This is a genomic window from Dorea sp. AGR2135, from assembly GCF_000420885.1.
In the GTDB taxonomy this organism is placed as follows: domain Bacteria; phylum Bacillota; class Clostridia; order Lachnospirales; family Lachnospiraceae; genus Dorea; species Dorea formicigenerans.
Genome location: NZ_ATVU01000003.1, coordinates 132,318 through 152,668 on the forward strand (window position 1 = coordinate 132,318; position 20,351 = coordinate 152,668).

At 41.1% G+C, this 20,351-nt stretch carries 19 protein-coding genes and 1 other RNA gene; all 20 read right to left on the minus strand.

The window, feature by feature from the left end:
- Positions 1-143: 143 nt before the first annotated feature.
- The gene (locus G593_RS0103290; protein ID WP_029730740.1) at positions 144-2,648 is read right to left on the minus strand and encodes a heavy metal translocating P-type ATPase; all 2,505 of its coding nucleotides are present in this window, start codon (positions 2,646-2,648) and stop codon (positions 144-146) included.
- A gap of 119 nt (positions 2,649-2,767) precedes the next feature.
- The gene (locus G593_RS0103295) at positions 2,768-3,436 is read right to left on the minus strand and encodes a uracil-DNA glycosylase (protein WP_029730741.1); all 669 of its coding nucleotides are present in this window, start codon (positions 3,434-3,436) and stop codon (positions 2,768-2,770) included.
- 81 nt (positions 3,437-3,517) lie between these two features.
- The gene (hisF, locus tag G593_RS0103300) at positions 3,518-4,279 is read right to left on the minus strand and encodes an imidazole glycerol phosphate synthase subunit HisF (protein ID WP_005337012.1); all 762 of its coding nucleotides are present in this window, start codon (positions 4,277-4,279) and stop codon (positions 3,518-3,520) included.
- A 16-nt stretch (positions 4,280-4,295) separates the two neighbouring features.
- Entirely contained in the window at positions 4,296-4,901 is a 606-nt protein-coding gene (gene hisH, locus G593_RS0103305) for an imidazole glycerol phosphate synthase subunit HisH (RefSeq protein WP_005337009.1), read from the minus strand.
- A gap of 72 nt (positions 4,902-4,973) precedes the next feature.
- Positions 4,974-6,467, minus strand: coding sequence for a sensor histidine kinase (locus G593_RS0103310; RefSeq protein ID WP_022279122.1), 1,494 nt, complete (start codon positions 6,465-6,467; stop codon positions 4,974-4,976).
- 1 nt (position 6,468) lies between these two features.
- On the minus strand, positions 6,469-7,146 hold the full coding sequence (locus G593_RS0103315; protein ID WP_005337005.1) for a response regulator transcription factor: 678 nt from the start codon (positions 7,144-7,146) through the stop codon (positions 6,469-6,471).
- Positions 7,147-7,278: 132 nt separating this feature from the next.
- Positions 7,279-8,166 carry a radical SAM protein gene (locus tag G593_RS0103320; protein WP_029730742.1) on the minus strand — a complete coding sequence of 296 codons (888 nt, stop codon included), beginning with the start codon at positions 8,164-8,166 and terminating at the stop codon, positions 7,279-7,281.
- A gap of 176 nt (positions 8,167-8,342) precedes the next feature.
- Positions 8,343-8,692: a transfer-messenger RNA gene (gene ssrA, locus G593_RS19240) on the minus strand.
- A 220-nt stretch (positions 8,693-8,912) separates the two neighbouring features.
- Positions 8,913-9,161 carry a hypothetical protein gene (locus tag G593_RS0103335; protein ID WP_005334533.1) on the minus strand — a complete coding sequence of 83 codons (249 nt, stop codon included), beginning with the start codon at positions 9,159-9,161 and terminating at the stop codon, positions 8,913-8,915.
- 66 nt (positions 9,162-9,227) lie between these two features.
- On the minus strand, positions 9,228-9,695 hold the full coding sequence (gene smpB / locus G593_RS0103340; protein ID WP_005336994.1) for an SsrA-binding protein SmpB: 468 nt from the start codon (positions 9,693-9,695) through the stop codon (positions 9,228-9,230).
- Positions 9,676-11,844 (minus strand): ribonuclease R, encoded by a 2,169-nt coding sequence (gene rnr, locus G593_RS0103345; RefSeq protein WP_029730744.1) that lies wholly within the window; start codon positions 11,842-11,844, stop codon positions 9,676-9,678. The genes smpB and rnr overlap by 20 nt, the downstream gene beginning before the upstream one ends.
- A gap of 55 nt (positions 11,845-11,899) precedes the next feature.
- A complete protein-coding gene (gene secG / locus G593_RS0103350) occupies positions 11,900-12,142 on the minus strand; it encodes a preprotein translocase subunit SecG (protein ID WP_005336987.1) in 243 nt (80 codons plus the stop codon).
- Positions 12,143-12,301: 159 nt separating this feature from the next.
- The gene (eno, locus tag G593_RS0103355; RefSeq protein ID WP_022279365.1) at positions 12,302-13,600 is read right to left on the minus strand and encodes a phosphopyruvate hydratase; all 1,299 of its coding nucleotides are present in this window, start codon (positions 13,598-13,600) and stop codon (positions 12,302-12,304) included.
- A gap of 60 nt (positions 13,601-13,660) precedes the next feature.
- Entirely contained in the window at positions 13,661-14,857 is a 1,197-nt protein-coding gene (locus G593_RS0103360; RefSeq protein WP_049946448.1) for a hypothetical protein, read from the minus strand.
- Positions 14,858-14,920: 63 nt separating this feature from the next.
- Entirely contained in the window at positions 14,921-15,874 is a 954-nt protein-coding gene (locus G593_RS0103365; RefSeq protein WP_029730746.1) for a nucleoside hydrolase, read from the minus strand.
- Positions 15,875-15,919: 45 nt separating this feature from the next.
- Positions 15,920-16,681 carry a nucleoside phosphorylase gene (locus tag G593_RS0103370; RefSeq protein ID WP_029730748.1) on the minus strand — a complete coding sequence of 254 codons (762 nt, stop codon included), beginning with the start codon at positions 16,679-16,681 and terminating at the stop codon, positions 15,920-15,922.
- Complete coding sequence (locus G593_RS0103375) at positions 16,681-17,871, minus strand: MFS transporter (protein ID WP_029730749.1); 1,191 nt, start codon at positions 17,869-17,871, stop codon at positions 16,681-16,683. The genes G593_RS0103370 and G593_RS0103375 overlap by 1 nt, the downstream gene beginning before the upstream one ends.
- Entirely contained in the window at positions 17,865-18,671 is an 807-nt protein-coding gene (locus tag G593_RS0103380; protein ID WP_029730750.1) for an energy-coupling factor ABC transporter ATP-binding protein, read from the minus strand. Before G593_RS0103380 ends, G593_RS0103375 begins: the two co-directional genes overlap by 7 nt.
- Positions 18,672-18,673: 2 nt before the next feature.
- The gene (locus G593_RS0103385; RefSeq protein ID WP_029730751.1) at positions 18,674-19,531 is read right to left on the minus strand and encodes an energy-coupling factor ABC transporter ATP-binding protein; all 858 of its coding nucleotides are present in this window, start codon (positions 19,529-19,531) and stop codon (positions 18,674-18,676) included.
- Positions 19,519-20,325 (minus strand): energy-coupling factor transporter transmembrane component T, encoded by an 807-nt coding sequence (locus G593_RS0103390; protein WP_049946449.1) that lies wholly within the window; start codon positions 20,323-20,325, stop codon positions 19,519-19,521. The genes G593_RS0103385 and G593_RS0103390 overlap by 13 nt, the downstream gene beginning before the upstream one ends.
- Positions 20,326-20,351 lie beyond the last annotated feature (26 nt).

Genomic DNA, 20,351 nt, shown 5'->3' on the forward strand with positions numbered 1-20,351 from the left:
TGTAAGGCTTAAATCTTAAAAATTACAATTTTCAAAGCCAGACTATGCCTATACAAATGCCTGTTTATATTAATTATGCCAAATGGAGAAAACTATTTCAACCATTTGGCATAATTTAACACTTTTGTAATGTTATGTTATCGTTATTTTGTTTTCACATGCATTGCGCGTATGGAATTCAATACACATAGCATTGCTACACCTGTATCAGCAAATACTGCAAGCCACATATTCGCAAATCCAAGAAAACCAAGAATCATAACAATTGCTTTGATCACCAGCGCAAATACTACATTCTGAATTGCAATACTTCCTGTCTTCTTCGCAATCGCGATAGACTGTGGGATTGCTTCTACTGAAGAATTCATAAATACCACATCGGCCGCCTCTATTGCGGCATCTGCTCCGCTTCCCATTGCTGCTCCCACATCTGCACCAGCCAGTACCGGTGCATCATTAATTCCGTCTCCAACGAACATGACAGCACCGTGATTCTTACGAACGTTCTTTAGATGCTCCAGTTTTTCCTGTGGAAGAAGCTGTGCATAAACTTCATCAATTCCTGTCTCTTTTGCAACTGCCTGCGCGCTGTTCTTCTCATCACCAGTTAACATAACTGTTGCAATTCCAAGAGCTTTCATCTTAGTTACAGAAGCAGCTGCATCAGTCTTAATTTCATCTGCTACAATTACAAATCCTTCTAACACACCATCAACTGCCAGTAAGACTTCTGAGCCATAACCGCCTTTTTCGTATCCTGTCGTATCTACCTGATACATTTCCATCAGTGTATAATTTCCAAGGAGAACGGTTCCTTCCGGGAATGTTGCACGGATACCTTTACCAGAAATCTCTTCCACTTCTTTCGGTCTTGTAAGCGTCAGATTCTGTCTTCTTGCTTCCTGAACAATGCTGACCGCAATTGGGTGTGTTGAACCAAGCTCACAGTCCGCCGCCATAGTCAGCACCTGTTTTTCTGTCAGTTTTCTTGTTGCCGTGACTTTCTGTACAGCAAAATTCCCCTTTGTGATGGTTCCTGTCTTATCCATAATGACTGCTTTAACATCTTTCAATGCCTCCATAGCCAAACCGCCTTTAAAGAGGATTCCTCTCTTAGATCCTGCTCCAATTCCCGAGAAGAAAGCCAATGGTACACTCAATACAAGTGCACACGGACAACTGATTACAAGAAATGTAATCGCTGTGTAAATCCAGTGGTTCCAGTCTCCCGTTACAATGGAAGGGATAATTGCAGTAAGAACTGCTGCCACAACAACAACTGGCGTATAAACTCTCGCAAATCTTGTGATAAAACGATCGATCTTCGGCTTACTTGCCGCTGCATTTTCCACCGAATCAAGAATCTTTGTGACCATGGATTCGCTCAGTGGTTTTGTAACCTCAGCCTTTAATACACCTTGTTCATTGATACAACCGGAAATCAGTTCGTCTCCCGGAACAACTCTTATCGGTACCGGCTCTCCTGTGACCGGTGAAGTATCTACCCGGCTCTCACCCTCGATAACCTTTGCATCCAGCGGAATTCTGTCACCAGGACGGATCATAATAATATCTTTTACCCTTGCATCCTGTGATGGAATTTCTTTTACTTCGGAACCAACGACAAGATTAACAACTTCCGGGCGCATATCTACGGCATCCATAATCTGTCCACGGCTCTTTTCCACGGCAATATCTTCGAACAACTCTCCGATACGGTAGAACAGCATAACTCCGACTGCCTCTGCAAAATCACCAATCACAAACGCTGCAATTGTCGCAACTGCCATCAGAAAGTTTTCATCAAACAAATGTCCTCCCGCCATATTCTTCAGCGCTTTCATTACAATCTCAAGTCCAAGAAGTAAGTACGCAATAATGAAAATACATGCACTGATCATCGGATTCGGAAATGTTTTTTCTGCAATAATACCTGCGGCAAAAAGAATCGCTCCAGCTCCGACAAGTACTATATCCTTTTTATTCTCTTCAAACGGGGTCTTCTTCTCTCTTTTGATCGGCTGATCATCCGGCATTGCAACAACCTGTACTTCTGACTCGATAGAGGAACAGATTTCCTGAATCTTGGAAAGGAGATGCTCCTGATGATCTGATGCGACAACTAGTTTTTTTGTTGCATAAGTCAATGTTGCACCTTCAACTTCCGGTAACGCCTGAATCTTTCTCTCCATCTTAGCTGCACAGTTCGCACATCCAAGATTCTCCAAAATGTATGTCTTCTGCGCTACACCTGCCGGCATAACACAAGGCTCATGCTCCACTGCTTCATGATGATGTTCATGATCTTCATCATGGTGGTGATGATGTCCACAGCCGCATTCACACTCCTCATCATGGTGATGGTGCTCATGCTCCTGCTTATGGTCATGATGGTGTTCATGCTCTTCGTCATGGTGGTGATGATGTCCACAACCACAGCCACAGCCGCATTCTTCCTCATGGTGATGATGATGCTCATGAGCTTCATGTTCATGATGGTGATGTTCACAGTCGCAACCACAGCCGCATTCTTCCTCATGGTGGTGTTCATGCTCTTCGTCATGGTGATGATGTCCACAACCACAACCACATTCACACGCTTCCTCATGGTGATGGTGCTCGTGTAATTCTTTCTCCATATCTTTCATATATTTTATCCTCCTGCACATCGCATTAATAATTGAGCATTTGTTCATATGTTTGTTTTAAATATATTCCTGATATGTCTGTTTGTCAATAGTCTTCCTTTATTTTCTCTTAATTATTACTAATCAATCTGCCAGTCGATTGGTTCCACACCGCCTGCTTCCAGAAATTTATTCGTCTTGCTAAATGGTTTACTTCCAAAGAAACCACGGTAAGCGGAAAGCGGACTTGGATGTGGTGCTTTCAGAATCAGATGGTTCGGATTATTCAACATGCTGGCTTTTCTCTGTGCCGGAGCTCCCCAAAGAATAAATACAATCGGACGATTCTGGCTATTAAGTGCCATAATTGCTGCATCCGTGAACTCCTCCCAGCCAATGCCTCTGTGTGAATTCGCCTGATGTGCCCGTACAGTCAATACTGTGTTGAGCATCAGAACACCTTGCTCTGCCCATTTTGTCAGGCAGCCATGATTCGGGATGGTACAGCCCAGATCATCGTGAAGTTCTTTATAGATATTTACCAGTGATGGTGGAATATTCACACCTTTCTTTACAGAAAAACAGAGTCCATGAGCCTGTCCTACATTATGATATGGATCCTGTCCAAGAATCACAACCTTTACTTTGTGTAATGGTGTCAAATGAAAGGCATTGAAAATGTCATCCGCCGGTGGAAATATCTGTCTTGTTCGATATTCTTCATTTACTGTCTCAAATAGTTTTTTATAATACGGCTTTTTAAATTCCCCCTGCAAAGCCTCAAGCCAGTCATTATTAATTGCTGCCATTTTCTTTTCTCCTTTTTACTTCCTAGATAGAGATATAGGTAATTGCAACTTTAAGTTACAATTACCCATACCTTTTATCTGTTATAATCGCACAGAAACACCTCTGCCACGAAGATATTCTTTTACTTCCTTAATCTCTAATTCTTTATAATGGAACAGAGATGCTGCCAATGCTGCATCTGCCTTTCCGTCTGTCAGCGCATCGTAAAAATGTTCCAGATTGCCTGCACCGCCGGAGGCTATGACCGGAATATTAACTGCTTCTGCAACTGCACGAGTCAGTTCCAGATCATACCCTGCCTTTGTTCCGTCACAATCCATACTGGTCAAGAGTATCTCTCCTGCTCCCAGTTTTTCCACCTTATGAGCCCACTCCAGTGCATCAATTCCTACATCAATTCTTCCACCATGTTTGTAAATGTTCCAACCACTGCCATCTGCACGTTTCTTTGCATCGATTGCTACAACCACACATTGGCTTCCAAACTTGTCTGCCGCATCCGAAATCAGATTCGGAGTATCAATGGCTGATGAATTAATCGAGATCTTGTCTGCTCCTTCTCGCAACAGTGCCCGAAAATCGTCTACCGTACGGATTCCTCCACCAACAGTAAATGGAATAAATACTGTCTCAGCTACTTTTCTGACCATGTCTACAACTGTGTTTCTTCGATCGGATGAAGCTGTAATATCCAAAAAAACAAGTTCATCCGCTCCTGCTTTATCATAAGCCTTAGCAATTTCCACTGGATCGCCAGCATCCTTCAAATCTACAAAGTTCACACCTTTTACAACTCGTCCGTTATTTACATCCAGGCATGGGATGATTCTCTTTGTATGCATATACCGTTCCTCCTGTCTATAACTCAACAAAATTCTTCAAAATCTGTATTCCAACATCACTGCTCTTTTCCGGATGGAACTGGCATGCAAATACATTTCCACTTTCTACAGATGCATGGATCAATGTGCTGTATTCTGTTGTGGCTGTTACAATACTCTCATCTTCTGCATTCAGATAATAAGAATGTACAAAGTATACATAAGAATCTTCCGGTATTCCACGGAATAATCTGCCTTCATTCGGATACTTCAGAGAATTCCAGCCCATATGAGGAATCTTAAGTCCCGGCTGATCCGGAATCCGAAGAATCTCTCCTTTTAAAATACCAAGTCCTTCTACTCCCGGTGTCTCGTCACTTCGTTCAAATAAAAGCTGAAGTCCCAGACAAATTCCAAGAAATGGAGTCCCTTTTTCCACGACTTCATGGATCACTTCTTCCAGATTATATTGTCTGATTTTGCTCATAGCATCTCCAAATGCTCCGACTCCCGGAAGAATTACTTTGTCTGCCTTTAAAATCGACTCTCTGTCTCTTGTTACAACAACTTCCTGTCCTAAAAGGTGCATGGCCTTTTCCACGCTCTTTATATTCCCTGCATCGTAGTCAATAATTGCTATCATGTGCTCGTGTCCCTTTCTTCTCATTCCTTTATGTCTGTTAACGCACATCTTTCTCTTTTGTTGTGGTTTCTTCTATCGTACATCAAGTGTGAACCAGAATTCAACACCATTATCGTAATTTTTCACACCATATTGCTGATGCATGGATTCCATAATGGCTTTTACGATAGAAAGTCCGATTCCATTGCCTCCATACTCGCGTGTATGAGCCTTGTCCACTTTGAAAAATTTATCCCAGATACGCGGAACATCTTCCTCCGGTATTGGCTTTCCGGTATTAAATACAGTCACTTTTGCAAGTCCGTCTTCCCGCAAAATCTTCACTTCAATAATCTTTTCTTCATTGACATGATTATAGGCATTACTTACATAATTACGCACGACCTGTTCAATCTTAAACTCATCCCCCCAGACGTAAACTGGATTTTCTTCCCTGAAAATAAGTTTAACATCCTTTTGTTGTGACAGAATGTCCATACTCTGAAGTACTCCGCCAATCAGCTCTGTCAGATTAAAACGCTCAAATTCTACTTTATCATTCCCGAACTCCAACTGATTCAGTGTCATCAGATTCTTGACCATCCGATTCATCTTACCTGCTTCGTCCATAATAACATCACAATAGAAGTCGCGGCTCTCCGGGTCATCATTAACTCCTTCTTTCAGTCCTTCTGCATATCCCTGGATCAGAGCAATCGGAGTTTTTAACTCGTGAGATACATTTCCCATAAACTCCGTACGCATCTGCTCCATCTTCTCTTTCTGCTCAATATCCTGCTGCAGACTGTTATTTGCCTGCTTCAATTCAGAAATTGCCTTTTCCAGCTTCTGCGACATACGATTAAAGTTATCACCCAGTTCACCAATCTCATTGTTACCACCGCTTGTATACTTCGCTTCAAAATCCAGATTTGCCATACGGTCAGACAGCTCTGCCAGTTCCTGGATCGGCTTTGTAATCCTTCTGGAGAAATACCATACAAGTCCCATGCAGATGATCAGTGTTCCCATACCTACATATATTAGGAAACGATTGGATAATGCAACACTTTCACGGATACTTTCTACAGGACTTCGAATGAGGAAATTCACATTATCGTCAAGTTGTCCCCACATCTCAATATATTCGCTCTGATTCCATGGATCCTGACTTCTCATCAACTGGTAATTGTCTGTGCTATCCAGCACCTTTCCACCTTTTTGTGCCTGGTTCAGAAGATATCCCGCTAACTGCTGCTTGAGCATATTCGTATCGTGCACATTTGTAATCAGTTTTTCATTATCCATATCCAATACAATATAGGAAATGTTGCTCTTCTCACAAAGGACATGTAATTCATCTTGTACTTCATCATTACTGATCGTCCCCTTTTTCACAGCATTCTGTAGTTCTTCATATACATGAATGAACTGCATTTCCTTGTCTCTGATATAATACGGCTCTAAGAACTTTACATTAACAACAAGCAAAATAGCAAGCAGACAGATGACCATGCCTGCAAAAACTGCGATCATCTGCCTCTTAATAGAATGCTTTCTTTTTTCTTTTTGTTTAAAATGCTTCATCTTAATTTACCTCGAATTTGTAGCCCATTCCCCAGATTGTCTTAATGTATTCACCCTTTTCTCCAAGCTTGCTGCGAAGCTTCTTAACATGAGTGTCGATAGTTCTTGCATCTCCAAAATAATCATAATTCCATACGTTATTCAATATCTTCTCCCTGGAAAGTGCAATTCCCTGATTCTCAAGGAAATAAGACAATAATTCAAATTCTTTATAACTAAGTTCCACATCTTTTCCGTCTACCTGCACCTGGTGAGCTGCCTTATCTACAACGATACCACCTGCTTCCACATGCTCATCTGCATCCAACACATTCGAACGTCTCAGAAGTGCATTCACTCTCGCAACAAGAATCTTCGGACTAAATGGCTTAGAAATGTATTCGTCCACGCCAAGATTAAATCCCTGAAGTTCATCCCGCTCATCGCCGCGTGCCGTCAGCATAATAATCGGTACTTTAGAAGACTGACGGATCTCACGGCAAGTCTGCCAGCCGTCCATCTTCGGCATCATGACATCTAATATGATCAGCGCAATATCTTTCTCTGCGTAAAACGCCTCCATAGCCTCAAGACCGTCTCCTGCCTCCAGCACCTGATATCCTTCTCTTCCAAGAAAATCCTTCACAAGCTTACGCATTCTGCTCTCATCATCTACAACTAATATCTTGATCTTTTCCATATCATAAACCCTCCCTGTACGAACTGTACATTCTGATTTTTTATTTCTTACGCTTAGACGCGAATAGCACATATTTCCCGTCATATTTTATAGTATAACAGGAAAATATGTGCTATGTGTGAAAATTTTTTTCTACATATCTGTCCTCTTCCAAACTGTATCCAGAAATCCCGGCTGATCTCTATCCCACGCCGCCATCTCAGAATCCAGATGCTTAATAATCTTCTCTCTGTCCTGTGGCAGGACTCCGCTAATCGTAATCAGATTATATGGGTGACTTCCGAAGAAAATGCAGTCATTTATCTTTAATGCACGAAGCAGCATTTTTTCTTCCTCTATCAATTCACGCTCTGTAAGCTGTACATACTCTCCTTTATCGCAAAGCTCTTCCAGCTCACTTCCGCGTAAAACCGCTGTTGAAAGAGGAGATACACGGTATGGCGGATACTTATTCAGAAGAGCCGCCGTGGCTTCTACACTTTCTTTGCTATGCCCTTTTCCACCAATTCCAAGCATTAAAAGCGCTGAATACTTCATTCCTGCCTCTTTCAGCTTTCCGATATTTTCATAAGCTTCTTCGACCGTAAAGCCCTTATTGATCAGTTTTACCGCCGGGGCATATGCCGTCTCAAGTCCTACATACAGCTCATCATATCCGACACTTTTCAGAAGCTTCAACTCTTCCAGTGATTTTGCTTTCAGATTCTGAATAGAAGCATAGCAGGTAAGTACCTCTACTTCCGGCAGATACTGATGAACCAACTCTGCAATTTTTACAAGTCTGTCGGTCCCAAGTACAAAGGGATCTCCGTTCGTCAGATAGATTCTCGTAATCTTCTCGCCTCTGTCGTGAAGTTCTTTTAAATCCATCTCCACATCTTCAAGCGGCGCAACACGAAACTGTGTCTTCCGGTACATGGTACAAAAAGAACATTTATTATGAGAACAGCCTATTGTAACCTCCAGTCTCTGTACACTGGCTTCTGATGGCGGTCTATATATCTGTCCTGTCTGGTGCATAGTTTTCACACTCCTTATTTTCATTTATGGCACTGAGACATTTCCTACAATAACGTCCGCAAAACGTCATATACTTTTGTCCTTTAAATTCAGTTCTATTATAATTTTCTTCATTACCAAAAACAAGCCGGACTTCTTATATGATTCCTTCATACAAAAAGTTCGACTTGTTTGTTTAGTGGACCTGGCGGGAGTTGAACCCGCGTCCGAAAGCCCATCCACCAGAGCTTCTCCCATCACAGTCATTACTTTGACATTCCCTCCATCAGTCACCTAATGACGGGTTACTGATCTTAGTAGCTTCATAAAATCTTCCATTCCCTCAAAGCTTTGAGAACGAAGTGCTCCGTCTATTTGAAGCCGGTTACTTAAGCAACGGATGACCTAAGGCCGACTGCTGCCGCAATTAGGCAGCGTACGCTAAATTTTCGTCTGCGTTTAATTTTAAAGTGGAACTTTTATCGTAGTGTCCCGCTACGGATGGCTTCTCCAACTTCCAGACCCCCGTCGAAACCAGTACAAGCCCTGAATTACTTCTAAAAATGACGATTGTCGTCAATCCAGTTTACTGGTCGGCAGACGTTTGTATACATATACTAACACTAATACTTCAAAAAATCAAGTCCTATCTATTATACTTTTTCATATTTTTTATCATTTCAGTATTATCTAACAACAATTCTGTTTTTCGAATCAATATTTTCTCTTTTTCTGACAAATCACATTTATACCTGGCCAGGACAATTTTACTCTTCATCCTCGTCTTCAAGTCCCAGAATCTCTGACAGAACCTGTATGATGATCTCATTTGTACAGGATTTTACATATCCCATCATATGAAGAGAAATCTCATCCTGCTTCTGCCCCTCTGTCAGTTCTGTATTCTTCTTCGTATCCTGAATCAGCTTCACCAGTTGAGGTGTCAGCTCCTCATAAATCTCAACCGTTGTATCTGTCACTAATTTTCTCAAGTCTTCTTTTTTTACAGGTACCATATATTATCCACCTTTTCTACGTCTTTTACAATTCTTATCCACATTTACTGCACATTTTCTTTCATCTTAGCCCAGATTGCGGATTTTAAAGTCACGGCTTGCTTCTCTCTGCTGGTCTTTTTTGGCAATATCCTGTCTCTTGTCATACAGTTTCTTACCTTTTGCCAGACCAATCTCCACTTTTACAAGGCTTCCCTTAAAATATACCTTTAATGGTACGATTGCCATTCCTTTTTCTTTTGTCTTGCCAATCAATTTATTGATCTCTGCTTTGTGCAACATTAGCTTCTTCACACGAAGAGGATCTTTATTAAAGATATTTCCTTTTTCATATGGACTGATATGCATACCATAGATAAATACTTCCCCATTTTCAATGCGGATAAAAGACTCCTTGATGCTGCATTTTCCCATACGAAGTGACTTCACTTCGGTTCCATGAAGCACAATTCCGGCCTCGTAAGTATCCAGTATAAAATAATCATGATATGCCTTTTTGTTATTAGCAATCATCTTACCATTCGTCTTCGCCATTTTCTTCGTCCCTCTCCTTCGCAATTACAAAATCAATGGTACGCATCAACCGGTCTGTATCAGCAACTCTTACACGAACTTCCTGTCCAAGCTTGTAGACTTTTCCGGTGCGTTCGCCCACCATCTCATAACGGCTTTCATCGTAATTATAATGGTCATCACGCATATTGGCAACATGAACCAGACCCTCGATCGTATTCGGAAGTTCCACATACATGCCCCATTTCGTCACACCGGAGATTACGCCTGTGTAAACATTTCCAATACGGTCTGACATATATTCTACTTTCTTAAGCTTCACAGTCTCGCGTTCTGCCTCGTCAGCGCGCCGCTCCGTCTCACTGGCATGCTTCGTCACTTCTTCCAATATCTTGCGATAATGTTCCATGCGTTCACCATTCATCCGTCCCCGCAGGTTATCTTTGATGATCCGATGGATCTGAAGATCCGGGTAACGACGAATCGGTGATGTAAAATGTGTATAATAATTCGCTGCCAATCCAAAATGTCCGGAGTTCTCCGGCGTATATCTGGCTTGTTTCATAGAGCGCAGCGCAAGTCGGCTGATTAATGCTTCCTGCGGTGTTCCTTCTACTTTTCCAAGTAATTTCTGAATCTCTTTCGGACGCACTTCATTGGCCCCGATATGCATAGAGAATCCAAAATTATTAATAAATGTTGCAAGCGCCCGGATCTTTTCATCATCTGGAGCTTCATGTACTCTGTATACAAAAGGCATCTCCTGCCAGTAATAATCTTCTGCAACAGTCTCATTTGCCAGAAGCATAAAGTCCTCAATAATCTTTGTCGCAACATTTCGGTCATAAGGTTTGATATCGATTGGATGGCCATTCTCATCAAGAATCATTTTCGTTTCCGGAAAATCGAAATCAATGGAACCTCTCTGTTTTCTTCTGGCTCTCAGAATCTTTGACAGTTCCAGCATACGCTGGAACATCGGCACCAGTTCCTCGTATTCCTGCATTTCTGCCAGATCCTCGTCTTCCAGAATCTTTGCCACACTTGTATAACTCATACGGCGGTCCACATGGATAACCGTCTCTGCAATCTCATGGTCAATGACCATTCCTTTCTGGTCTACTGTCATAATACAGCTAAGCGCCAGACGGTCTTCTCCGGCATTTAACGAACAAATTCCGTTAGACAATGTATGTGGCAGCATCGGAATAACACGGTCTGCCAGATATACACTTGTTCCACGCTTCAGCGCTTCCCGATCCAGCGCACTATTCTCTTGTACATAGTTCGTAACATCAGCAATATGCACACCAAGAATATAATTTTCACCATTTTTCACAACAGACACGGCATCATCAAGATCCTTCGCATCCTCGCCATCAATGGTGACCATCTGCCAGTCACGGATGTCTTTTCTTCCCTGCATGTCTGCCTCACTGACCGGCTTTGATACACGCTCTGCCTGATTCAGCACCTTCTCTGGGAATTCTACCGGAAGATCATATCCTTTTACAATAGACATAATATCTGTTCCCGGATCATTGACATGACCGATAATCTCTACAATCCTTCCTTCCGGACTTCTGCCTTTCTCACCGTAAGAAGTCAGTTCAACTACAACTTTATGCCCGTCTACAGCTTCTTTTGACTTACCCTCTGGAATAAAAATGTCCTGAAGAATTCTCTGGTTATCCGGAATGACAAAGCCATAACTCTTGTTGCCCTTCTTCTGATAAAGACCGACAACTGTTGTAAGACCACGCTCCACAATCTTTACAATCTTACCTTCCCGGCGCTTTCCATCACGATCAGAAGCCTTCGTAATAATCACTTCTACTATGTCACCGTCCAGCGCTCCGCCGGCATCGTCCTCCCCGATAAAAATATCCTGATCCTCCTCAGGAATGATAACAAAACCAAACCCTCTCTGATTCGCACGGTAAGTTCCCTGAAGACGCTTCGCCTCACCTTTACAGTACTTTCCACGCTTACTGAGACAGATCTTACCTTCCTCTTCCAATGATTCCAGCACCTGACGAAGCTCATCCCGCTGCTCCTTATTCACCTGCAGGACCATAGCCATCTCTTTGAACTTCATTGGCACATACATATCATCACAGATAAAATCATATATAATTTTCTTTCTTTTCTCAAATGTCTTATCGCTCATCGCTCCTCCACTGTCAAAAAAAGCACTCCTATACAGGAGTGCTTTTCCTCTTCTCTTAAGCAAATACTTTCAAATTCAACACTGCTGCCAGTACAACAAACAGAATCGCAAGGAACTTTGTAGACTTTACAAGTGCTCCTTCCATTGAACGACCTTTGTTCTGACCCCAATAAGTATCAGCAATTCCGCTGATAGCTCCAAGTCCTGCAGACTTACCTTCCTGCATCAGTACAATGGCTGTCAATGCGATACAATCTATTGCAAATAAAATCATAAGAACAATTTTTAAAATATCCATTACACACACCTCCTGTAGATAAAACCATATTTAGTTTAGCACAGTAAGGTTGATTTCGCAAGCACTTTATTTTGAGGGGGACGTAGCATTTTGACAAAATGCTACGTCCCCCTCAACGATTAACAGTGTCCCTTTTGTGCAATTATAACATTTTTTCTATCATTTAAATGGATTCTGATATTCTGCCACATCTCCGAGCCGTTCTTCTATCCTAAGAAGCTGGTTGTATTTCTCTACCCGTTCGCTTCTACATGGCGCTCCGGTCTTGATCTGACCTGCCCCTACTGCTACTGCAAGATCTGCTATCAAGGTATCTGCTGTCTCCCCGGAACGGTGTGATACAATCGTTCTGTAACCGGCTTTCTGCGCCATCTCTACCGTATCCAGTGCCTCTGTCAGTGTTCCAATCTGATTCACTTTTATGAGAATTGCATTGGCAACTTCTTTCTCGATTCCTTTTTTTAATCTCTTTGTGTTTGTCACAAACAGATCATCTCCAACAAGCTGTGTGTGCAATCCCAATCTTGTTGTCAGAAGCTCCCATCCATCCCAATCTTCTTCGTCCAGTGGATCTTCAATCGATACAATTGGGAACTGTTCAATTAACCCTTCATAATAATCGATCAGCTCTTCTGATGACCGAATGACTTTGTAATCTTTTGTCTTACTTTCCCCTTCGAATACATATTTCTTAAAGCTTCTATCATAAAGTTCTGTTGCTGCCACATCAAGTGCCAGTGATACTTCCTCACCTGCCTTATATCCGGCTTCTTCCGTTGCGCGCACGATATAGGCAAGTGCTGCCTGGGCATCTGGAAGGTTCGGGGCAAATCCACCTTCATCCCCAACAGCGGTGGATAATTCTTCTTTTTTCAACAATTTTTTCAGAGAATGATAGATTTCTGCACACATACGAAGTCCTTCTTTAAAGTTTTTCGCTCCTACCGGCATAATCATAAATTCCTGAATATCAATGGTGTTGTCGGCATGTCTGCCACCGTTCATAATATTCATCATCGGAACCGGCATACGCTTTGCATTTGCCCCGCCAAGATAGGAATAGAGTGGAAGTCCTATCGCAGTCGCCGCCGCCCTTGCTGTTGCCATGGATACGCCTAACATAGCATTGGCTCCCAAGTTTGATTTATCCCCTGTACCATCTAAACCTATAAGAAATGTATCTAAAGCCGCCTGGTCAAATACGTTCATTCCGATAATACCAGGTGCAATCTTTGCATTCACATGATCTACCGCCCGTTCCACACCAAGCCCGGCGTATCTTTTTTCCCCGTCACGTAATTCCAGTGCTTCAAACTGACCTGTGGAAGCGCCCGACGGTACACTTGCCCGTCCGCAGAATTCATCTCCTGCCAGCACTTCCACTTCTATCGTCGGATTCCCGCGGGAATCTAATATTTCTCTTGCGTATACATCTGTAATTGGCAGATATTTATACATACTGATGCCCTCCTTTTCGTAGAGATAGTATGCGCCAAATCTGCCAAATCATGCTCTTATTTACATTTGTTCAAAAAACTGGTCAATAACTTCTTTCCAGTCACCTTTGCATATAATGTGATGATTACTAATTGGGTATTTAGCAAAATATTCTGTTCCATCTTCCAAATATAATTTCATCTGTGTTCTGCACAAATCTTTCCTATGCATTGTTTCTAGCAAAGTAGCTCTTCCTGCATAGTATCTTTTCATTGTTTCATCACATTTAAAAATTGTCATTTCCTGCGATTCAAGATTTCCTGCTACTGCTACTCCAACTCCAGATTCAAAATGAGTGGTAAGATTATAATCATCCGGCATATCAATCGGCAATGTACAATGTGCAAAGATGATTTCTTTCTTTTCAGAATCCATACAACTTGGATTGGCCATAAAGCCTGACCCACCTGTTAAAGCATTTAAAATTACCATACTAATCAGACTTTTTTGATCGCCTTCACATGCAGCAGGAATTCCCTCAGCATTTAGTATTGCAAGCGCCAGGCATCCCGTTGTATGTACTGCTTTTAATAAATCAAAGCATCTTACCGTCACAGCATTCAAATCGTATTTTTTTATTAACCTTTTTAAAGCACCATACACATTTAATGCTTTTTCCGTTTCTTCTAAATTATAACCTTTTTCCAATAACTGTTGTGTATATTTATTCTCTATATATCCACCATCCCTGTATTCATCAATCAATTCATTTAAATCATATATTTCCATAATTGCACCAGTTGCAGACTGAAACATTTGAAACTCCACATTACTTGCAATCAGACCACCTGGTTCTCCAAAACATCCCAGTCTCATTCCATTTAATTTCTTTTTCGCATTTGCTGTCCGCAATAATATATGTAATCTTTTGGATATTTCTTCATAAGAACCATGAAGAATCTCTCCTTCCAATCCTTGTTCCTGTAAAAAACCCATAATTTCCATTGCAGCTGCTAGTGAATTATAAGCTGGTGTTGTTAATAAAATATACGGTTCTTCTACTTGTTTGTATACTTCTTTAAATCCCGGTTCCGCACCACCAGAGGCTATAAAGTAAACCGAAAGAGCCTGATTCTTTACCTCTTCGATTTCCCGACAGACTACCGGCATTCCCAATACTTTCCCAAGCTCTTTCAAATAATTTTCACTGTATTCTGGAATATGCGGATCATTACAATCCGGAGGTCCCATCAAAAATTTTACCTTTAATTCTTCCATAGTCAAATTATCCTTCCTATTTAAAATTGTAAAATACCCCGCCAATCCATGGCGGGGCAAAACTTATTTCACTTTCAAAGTACGGTATATATATTCTTTATATTTGTCCGCATATAGTTTACTACATATATATACATTTGGTTCTTTTCCAGTAACATTATTTACATCTACCAGTACAGCGCCATAACTTGGTCCGGCTGATACATCAACTTCACAGTAATATTTTTCACACTTCTCAATACATTCAGGATAAAGCGCTGCTGACATTGCAGATGGATCCGCCATATCCAGATAATCGTCTCCAAACCGTTCCCGATTCATTTCCAGGAGATTTTTATTACAGTCAATGACAAATTTCCCTAACTTTCCACTTTCCCTAATCTCCTTGATTTCTTTTGGATTTAACATGCAGTCTCCAAGACATGCATCCCAGCCTACAAAAATAATATTGTCCAAACCTGATTCTGTAACAATCTTCGCCGCTTCTGCATCCTGCCAGATATTAAATTCTGCTACTGGAGTTACATTTCCATCTCCGAGTCCTGCGGTTCCCATAATCACAATACGTCCAGCTTTTTTCATAACTTCATAATCCAGACGAATTGCAATTGCAAGGTTTGTCAATGGTCCAAGCGCTACAATATCAATCTCACCTGGTTCACTGTTTCTTAACGCTTCTATTAATTTTATAACACCATTTCCTTCTGCAACTTTCAGTCGTTTCGGCACAAGCCCAATATCTCCCATGCCATCTTGTCCATGGGTCTCATATGCACACTCTAATTCACGTAGCAGCATTTTTTCACATCCCATATAAACCGGAGGCTCATAAGTTCCTGCATATTCGATTGTAGTGAGTGTATTAATTGTCGCCTGTTGTACCGGTACATTACCAGATACCGTTGTTATCAGTTGAATCTCATAGGTCAGATCATTGAGTGCCATCGCAATCGCCATTGCATCATCAGACCCACAATCTGTATCAATAATGATTTTCTTTTTTTCTTTTTCCATCATTCAACTCCTCCCTGTCTTCTTATAATTAATTGTTATAAACGGAGTTTATTTTCCTGCTTTTTTCTTATCTTCTTCAATTAAAATTTTGATTGCATCGCATGCAAGTTCAATTGTATGGTCATTCATACTTCCATAAGCCATAATTGCTCCTGCTCTCACTCCACGAATCATGGATACAATAAATAATGCTGCTGTCTCCATCTCTGAAGCCATAACACCGCTCTTTTCCCATGCTTCCCATCTCTGATGAAGTCTTCCGCTGTTTGGCATACTGTCCGGATCATACTGACCATAGAAAGAATCCTTTGACTGAGCCACTCCTTCTGCAAATTTATAGCCTTTTGCTTCACAGGCTCTTGCAAGAGCATCTGTCACATGACGGTCTGCCATTGCCGGATATTCAATCGGTACATAATGAACTGTCGTGCCTTCATCTCTGACTGCACCTGTAATAATAACACCTTCCAGACTTTCATCATAACTTTCCGGGCAGATTCTTCCACAAGTACCTACACGGATAAATGTTTCAGCACCACAATGGATTAGTTCCTCTATCGCAATTGCTGCAGAAGGTCCTCCCATTCCTGTACTTGTAACAGATACTTTCTCGCCGTTTAATGTTCCCGTCCATGTCTTATGCTCACGATTATGGGCAACCAATACTGGATCATCAAACATTTGTGCAATTGCATCTGTACGGAATGGATCACCCGGCACCAACACATATTTTCCGACATCACCTTTTTTACATTGAATATGATATTGTTTTCCTTCTTCATTTAATACTTCTTTACTCTGAATTGCCATTACAAATCCTCCTCTTCTGATGTGTTCATGCGAAGTACAATTGCTGCCAGGATACTGACCGCACTCATAATAATGACATATACATACGCAATTCTCACACCCCATAACCCTACCATTGCACCTGTAATTACAGGTGTCAAAATATCAGAGCCGCCACCGGCTGTTCCCATAAGCGATGCCGCTCTACTGACATGTTTATAATCAATCCTTGTCGCAATTGTCACATAGACGCTGAACAATACTCCGAGGAAGAATCCTGCAATTGCAAGGCATGCAAAATATACCGGAATCTGATCTACTAAAAGCATCAGAATAATTGCTGCAACACCACCAACACTATTGACCAGCAATACTGTCTGCTCCCTTACTTTTCTTAAGATTACAACAAATGCCATAGAGCCAACAAAACAGCCCACATTATATACTGTCAGCATAAATGCTGCTGTTGAAGATGCAATTCCCAGACTTTCTGCAAAACTTGACGTATAAGTCATAATTCCATTGACAACTGCACAGTATGCAATATCTCCAACAATAATTGCTCCAAATGCTACGCTCATTTTCTTTGCCCGAAGCGGTTTTACTTGTTGTTCCTGTTCCTCTTCTCCTTCCTGTTTTGCTCCCTGTATTTCTTTTTTTGCAAATGGAATACAGCAAAGCATAACCACAGGCACAATCATCAGAATATAATAGGAATAATAAAATGGTAGTTTTCCCGACAGCATAATTCCAACGAGGAACGGTGTAGTGAAATTGCCAAGGCCAAAAAATGCCTGTCCTGCACTCATTGCTCCTGCGTAAGTATCATGAAATGCCATACTTAATAATACCGGGCACACTGTATCTTGCGTTCCCATTCCGGCTCCACCAAGAAATGCAAAAGCCAAACCTGCATAATATACAGGCACAGTGGGTATTCCGATTAAGAATGCTCCAATCAGCACGGTTCCGACTGCCAGTACTTTTATTGGTCCAAACTTTTCCACCATCCTTCCTGTAAAATATACAGTAAGAACTCGTCCTAACGCATAAGCAGAACCAAGAAGTACTACTTTATCTAATGCAATCCCATACATCTTTACCAGATGGGACAAACTGCTTCCTACTACAATGCAGGCCGCCCCGGTCAAAAAGTACAATGCAAATGCCAGAAATGCTACCATTTTGTATTTATTCTGTTTTTTTAACATTGACTCATAATCCCTTCTACTGCGTCTGCGATACTGATGACATTACCACCAATATTCAACGCTTTACATACTCTGCTGACATACGGCTGCTTCAGCATTGCATGCTCCAAAGACTCAAAATCCCAAAAAATTTCTTTTGGTGTCCCTGACCGGACAACTTTTTTCTTCGCCATTACAATCACCTTATCAAAGTTGGCAGCTACAAACTCCATATCATGAGAAATTGTAATAACAGTTTTTCCCTGTCCATGTAACACCTTCAAAATCTCACTTAATTTTTTGTTTCCTTCCACATCCTGACCGGCCGTTGGCTCATCAAAAATTAAAATTTCTGTTCCCATCGCAATTACGGCTGCAATGGTTACAAATTTTCTCATGGAAAGAGGTAAATTCATTGGATTTTCATCCTTAAATTCTTCCATGCCCGTAATTTCAAGTGCCTCCTGCACTCTCCGGTCTTCCTCTGCAGGATCTAGTTTCATAGTTTTTGGTCCATAACGAACCTCACTTTCAACTGTTGCATGGAAAATCTGATCATCTGGATTTTGGAATACGTATCCAACTACCCTTGATACTTGTGCAGTTGTATAATCTTTTGTATTCATATCTCCAATTAGAACGTCCCCTTCTGTTGGTTTTAGAAGTCCATTCATCATCTTCACAGTGGTTGTTTTTCCGGCGCCATTCTGACCAACGATTGCTACATTTTCACCACTTTTTATTTCCATATTAATGTGATCAACTGCCAAAAATCCACCTGGATAGGAAAAACTTACATCTTTTAAAATCAAATCACTCATACCTATCCCCTCTTTTCTTTCATAGCCTGACCAATCATCTCAATGGCCTGTTTTTCAGTTACCGGAATTTTAGTAAATGGAAGTCCTGCTTTCTGAAGCTTTACTGCCAGAAGAACGACCTGTGGTAATGCCACTCCTTTTTCCATGAGTGTAATATCTGTTAATATTTCATTCTTATCCCCCACTGCGATCAATTCTCCATCTTTCAGAACAAGAACATCATCCGCATACTCTGCAATCAGATCAATCTTATGCTCCACGAGAATAATGGTCTTCTGCTTATCTTTCATTGCCTTAATAATTGCAAATACACTCTCTGTTCCCTCTGGATCCAACTGACTGGTCGGTTCATCAATAATCAGAATATCCGGCTCCAGAACTATAACTGACGCAAGCGCAACTCTCTGCATTTGTCCACCAGATAATTCAAACGGATTCTTCTCTGCCAGTGATTCAATGTTCGTCATCTTCATAACCTCGATTACCCGGCGCTCGATTTCTTCTACCGGAACACCAAAGTTTTCAAGTCCATAGGCAACTTCTTCAAATACAGTATCCTTAACTCCGCTAATTTGCGTGAATGGATTTTGAAAAACAAATCCTATTTTCTGCGAGAGTTCTCCACCATACTCATTGATGTTCTTTCCTTCTACAAGAACTTCTCCTTTTATTTCTCCTTTATAAAAACTTGGAGCAAATCCTCGCAGTAAAGCACATAATGTCGTCTTACCTGATCCATTTTCACCAATGACTCCGTAAAACTTTCCTCTTTCAATCTGTAAATTTAAATGCTTAATTGCAGGTTCTGTTGTTAGTGGATAAGAATAGTCAACATTTTTACATTCCATTATAATATCCATAATGCCACCCTCCCTGCGATCACTAATATTGTGACTACAACTGATGCAATTTTAACAGTACTTTCCAGGCCTGATTTTTCGAGATTAAACATATGTGTTTTTTCACACTGCATCGAAAATCCTCTAGCTTCCAGTGTTAAAACTCTTTCTTCTGATCCAATTACAGCACCGAGGATCAGTGGAACCAATGTTGGGAAAAATGCTTTCGCACGTACGATTATATTTCCTTCTGTTTCGACACCTCTGGCTTTCTGAGCATTCATAATTGTTTTGCTATTGCCACTCAGAATATCTATCATAGATAAGGAAGATGTAAACACATATACTGCCTTATAATTCATTCCAGATTCTTCCAATGCTCTTGCAATTTCTTTGTTACTTGTCGTCTGGAAATACCAGACAAAAATTCCCGCTATATCCATAACCATAAACGATAATGAAATCGCTGTACGAAGTCCCTTCTCACAGATTCTTAAAATACCGAATCTCCACAATACTTCACCACCAGGAACAATGAATGTCTGTACTACAAAAATTACAAGTGCTATAAATGCTACAGCCTTAAATGCTTTCACGCACTTTTTCATTGCTCCACTTGTAGCACATAGAATCAGCACTACTAAAAACCATGGAATCACCGCCAATGACAATCCGACTTCCGTCAAATGTATGGAATTTAAAATAAACGTACAAACTGTATACAGAATAACCACCCATAATTTTGCCCCCGGATGAAGTCCTGCAAGCTTATTTTCTTTATGTATCTGTATCTTTTCCAAATATGATTTTTCCATATCTATCCCCTTCTCAGGTCATCATC